The organism is Sphingobium sp., from assembly GCF_041987595.1.
In the GTDB taxonomy this organism is placed as follows: Bacteria; Pseudomonadota; Alphaproteobacteria; order Sphingomonadales; family Sphingomonadaceae; genus Sphingobium.
In genome coordinates, this window is sequence record NZ_JBHIWJ010000180.1 from 1 (window position 1) to 3963 (window position 3963).

Genomic DNA, 3963 nt, shown 5'->3' on the forward strand with positions numbered 1-3963 from the left:
TGGAATACGGGGAGGCCGAAGGTCGCTTCCGTGACGAAGATGTCGCAGGGGACCGGCTCGAACGCTTTGCAGGTTGGATCAGGGCGGCGTTTATAGTCGCCGGTTACGACCACTCGCTCCCCGGCGTGGGTCAGAACGATCTGGGCGGAACCCAGCACATGACCGGCGGGAACATAGCTGATCGTGACGCCGCCCATGCGGATTTCCTCGCCATAGGGAACGGCTGTTCCGGATGCGGTGCCGTAGCGCAGCGCCATGATGGCCAGCGTTTCCCGCGTCGCCCAGACATGCCCGTGGCCGCCCCTTGCATGATCGGCATGGCCATGGGTGACGAGCGCGCGTTGTCGAGGGACGGAGGGATCGATCCACGCGTCGGCGGGGCAGACATAGATGCCGGTCGGGTGGGGTTCGATCCAGTGAGGCATGGCTTTCATGGAAAAGGTGGATCGCGCGGCTTGGTTCCGCAAGAGGCTTCACATTGCCGTAACCTCAATGTCACGCGAGCTACATGCCCTTGCCCTAAGCGACGGCGGACGACCCGGCAGCGAGGAGGCGCGGCATATGGCATCAACGGCACACCAGAATGTTACCCGCGCGGTGCATCGGCATCGGCACCTTTCCCGGCAGGGATTGCTGGAGCGGGCTTTCACCTTTGCATTTCGGGGACTGGTCTACGCCCAGATCTGGGAAGATCCGGAGGTGGACATGGAGGCGCTGGCGATGACGCCGGATTGCCATGTCGTGACGATCGCCTCGGGCGGATGCAATGTCCTGAGCTATCTGACGGCCGATCCGGCGAAGATCACGGCGGTCGACCTCAATACCGCGCATATCGCGCTCAACCGGCTGAAGCTGGCGGCGGCGCGGATGTTGCCGGATCACGAGGCCTTCCATCGCTTTTTCGCCAAGGCGGATTGCAGGGAGAATGTGGCGGCCTACCGCGCCTTTGTGGCGCCTGCGCTGGACGATGCCACGCGGCGCTATTGGGAAGGGCGCGATTTTATCGGACGTCGGCGCATCGGCGGCTTTGCGCGGGGAATATACAGGCATGGGTTGCTGGGGCGCTTCATCGGGGCCGCGCATCTGCTGGCGCGGCTGCATGGGGTGAACCCCCGACGGATGCTGGATGCCACCAGCCGGGAAGAACAGCGGGCGATCTTCGAGGCCGAACTGGCGCCGGTGTTCGACAGCGCCTTCATGCGGTGGCTTACCAGCCAGCCTGCTTCGCTGTTCGGCCTGGGGATACCGCCCGCGCAATATGAGGCGCTGGCCGGCGATGAGCGGATGGACAGCGTCCTTAAGGCGCGGCTGGAGAAGCTGGCCTGCGACTTCGATCTTAAGGACAATTATTTCGCGGTGCAGGCCTTTGGGCGCGGTTATGCCGGAGGCGAGGGACCGTTGCCGCCCTATCTGCAGGCGGCGAACCATCGGGCGGTGGTCGAACGCGCCGGGCGTGTGGATGTGCGGCATGTGAACTTCGTCGAGTTTCTGGGCGCGCAGGAAGCCCGGTCGGCGGATCGCTATGTCTTGCTCGATGCGCAGGACTGGATGGACGACGCGCAGTTGAATGCCCTCTGGGCGCAGATCACCCGGACCGCGAAACCGGGCGCGCGGGTGCTGTTCCGGACGGCCGGAGTGCCGAGCATATTGCCCGGACGGGTCGATGGGGCGCTGCTCGCCCGCTGGGATTATCGGGCCGAAGAGTCGCTGGACTATACGGCGCGGGACCGGTCGGCGATTTACGGCGGCGTGCATCTCTATGTGTTGAAGGAGGCGTGATGAGCGCCGGACCGGAAAACAGGGGCCATGGCGGGTTGATGGACAGCGTCTATCGGCGTCAGCGGCACTTCTACGACCTGTCGCGGAAATATTATCTGCTGGGGCGGGACGGGCTGATCGCCGATCTGGCGCCGCCTCCGGGCGGTGCGGTGCTGGAGATCGGCTGTGGAACGGGGCGCAACCTCGTTGCGGCGGGCAAGGCCTGGCCCGAAGCGCGGCTGTATGGCGTCGATATCAGCGAGGCGATGTTGGAAACGGCGCGCAAGGCGGTGGCCAGGGCGGGCATGGCCGATCGTGTGGTGCTGGCTCAGGGAGATGCCTGTGCGTTCGATGCCGCCGCTCTCTTCGGGCGAGCCGAGTTTGAGCGGGTGTTCATCAGTTACGCCCTGTCGATGATCCCGGACTGGCGGAGCGCGCTGAAGCAGGCGGCGCGCTGTGTTGCGGATGCCGGCAAGCTGGAAATCGTGGATTTCGGGCAGCAGGACGGCCTGCCTGCGTTCTGGAAGCGGGCGCTTTTCGGCTGGCTCGCGCGGTTCCATGTGGCACCGCGCGCTGATCTCAAGCGAACCCTTGAGGGATTGGCCCTCGATCTGGGCGGGTTCTCACATAGCAAGCCCCTGTATCGCGGCTATGCGGTGCGGGGCGGATTGATCCGGATTTGAACTGCCATGGAAGGGAGGCGGCCTGAGACCGCCTCCCGCCTTTGGATCAGGCTGCCTTCCTGAGTTCAAGTTCCAGCCGGTCCCAGATTTCCACCAGCGCCGAGACGAGGTCCTTCATCATCTCTTCGGTGTGGGCCGGGCCGGGCGTGAAGCGCAGGCGTTCCGTTCCGCGCGGAACGGTCGGGTAATTGATCGGCTGCACATAGGCGCCATATTCGGCGAGCAGAATGTCGCTGATCCGCTTGGCCTTGACCGGGTCGCCCACCATCAGCGGCACGATATGCGTGACAGACGGCATCACCGGCAGCCCAGCCTCGGCCATCAGGCGCTTGAGGGTGGCGGCAGACGCCTGCTGCCCTTCGCGCTCTTCATTCGACTGCTTGAGATGACGCACGCTGGCGAGAACGCCCGCAACCAGAACCGGCGACAGCGAAGTGGTGAAAATGAAGCCCGGCGCGTAGCTGCGGATCACGTCGACGATCATCTGGTCGGCGGCGATATAGCCGCCCATGACGCCGAACGCCTTACCCAGCGTGCCTTCAATGATGGTCACGCGATCCGCAACCTCATCGCGTTCGGAAATGCCGCCTCCATGAGGGCCATACATGCCGACCGCATGGACCTCGTCCAGATAGGTGAGCGCGTTGAACTCGTCCGCCAGATCGCAGATCGCGGCAATGGGGGCGACGTCGCCGTCCATCGAATAGACGCTTTCGAAAGCAATCAGCTTGGGCACTTCGGGGTCTTCGGCGGCGAGCAGTTCGCGCAGATGATCGACGTCATTGTGCCGGAACACCCGCTTTTCGCAGCCCGAATTGCGTATGCCCGCGATCATCGAGGCGTGGTTCAACTCGTCCGAGAAGATGATGCAACCGGGCAGGATCTTGGCCAGCGTCGACAGCGTCGCTTCGTTCGAGACATAGCCCGACGTGAAAAGCAGTGCGCCTTCCTTGCCGTGCAGATCGGCCAGCTCTGCTTCCAGATCGACATGATAATGGGTGTTGCCGCCGATATTGCGGGTTCCGCCGGAGCCTGCGCCGACGTCGTGCAGCGCCTCTTCCATGGCGGCGACGACCTTGGGATGCTGCCCCATGGCCAGATAATCGTTGGAACACCAGACGGTGATGGGCTTTGGTCCGTTATGGCCGTGGAAGCATCGGGCGTTGGGGAAGGCGCCCTTGTTGCGCAGTATGTCGATGAAAACCCGGTAGCGGCCCTCGCTATGGAGCCGGTCGATCGCCTGCGTAAAGATGTGCTTGTAGTTCACGTAAAGCCCTATCCCTATTCCCGCATCCCCTCTTTACGAGGGCATTTACCTGCTGCGCGGGCCTAATACCAGTGATAACCGCTCGCAGCCTTAGGGAGAAATACCTATCATAGCGATAGAAAGACTTGCGATTGGACCAAAGGTCCACCCTGTCAAAGCAGCTCGATCCGTTCCAGCCCATAGCGGGCAAGCGCGGGGCGTAGCGGTTCGACCATGTCATCCAGCCGCGTGAAAACCGCTGTTCCGGGCGGCGGC

General features: G+C 63.5%; 3 protein-coding genes and 1 pseudogene. 2 read left to right on the forward strand and 2 right to left on the reverse strand.

The window, feature by feature from the left end; genetic code table 11:
- A pseudogene (locus ACFC3J_RS22375) lies at positions 1 to 425 on the reverse strand (DNA ligase-associated DEXH box helicase); the annotation flags it as partial.
- Between the two features lie 136 nt (positions 426 to 561).
- On the opposite strand from ACFC3J_RS22375, the gene ACFC3J_RS22380 reads away from it, so the two are divergent.
- Positions 562 to 1779, forward strand: coding sequence for a DUF3419 family protein (locus ACFC3J_RS22380; RefSeq protein ID WP_375198134.1), 1218 nt, complete (start codon positions 562 to 564; stop codon positions 1777 to 1779).
- Positions 1779 to 2441 (forward strand): class I SAM-dependent methyltransferase, encoded by a 663-nt coding sequence (locus tag ACFC3J_RS22385; RefSeq protein ID WP_375198135.1) that lies wholly within the window; start codon positions 1779 to 1781, stop codon positions 2439 to 2441. The genes ACFC3J_RS22380 and ACFC3J_RS22385 overlap by 1 nt, the downstream gene beginning before the upstream one ends.
- Before the next feature lie 46 nt (positions 2442 to 2487).
- On the opposite strand, the gene hemA is transcribed toward ACFC3J_RS22385, so the two are convergent.
- Entirely contained in the window at positions 2488 to 3708 is a 1221-nt protein-coding gene (gene hemA / locus ACFC3J_RS22390; RefSeq protein ID WP_375198136.1) for a 5-aminolevulinate synthase, read from the reverse strand.
- Positions 3709 to 3963 lie beyond the last annotated feature (255 nt).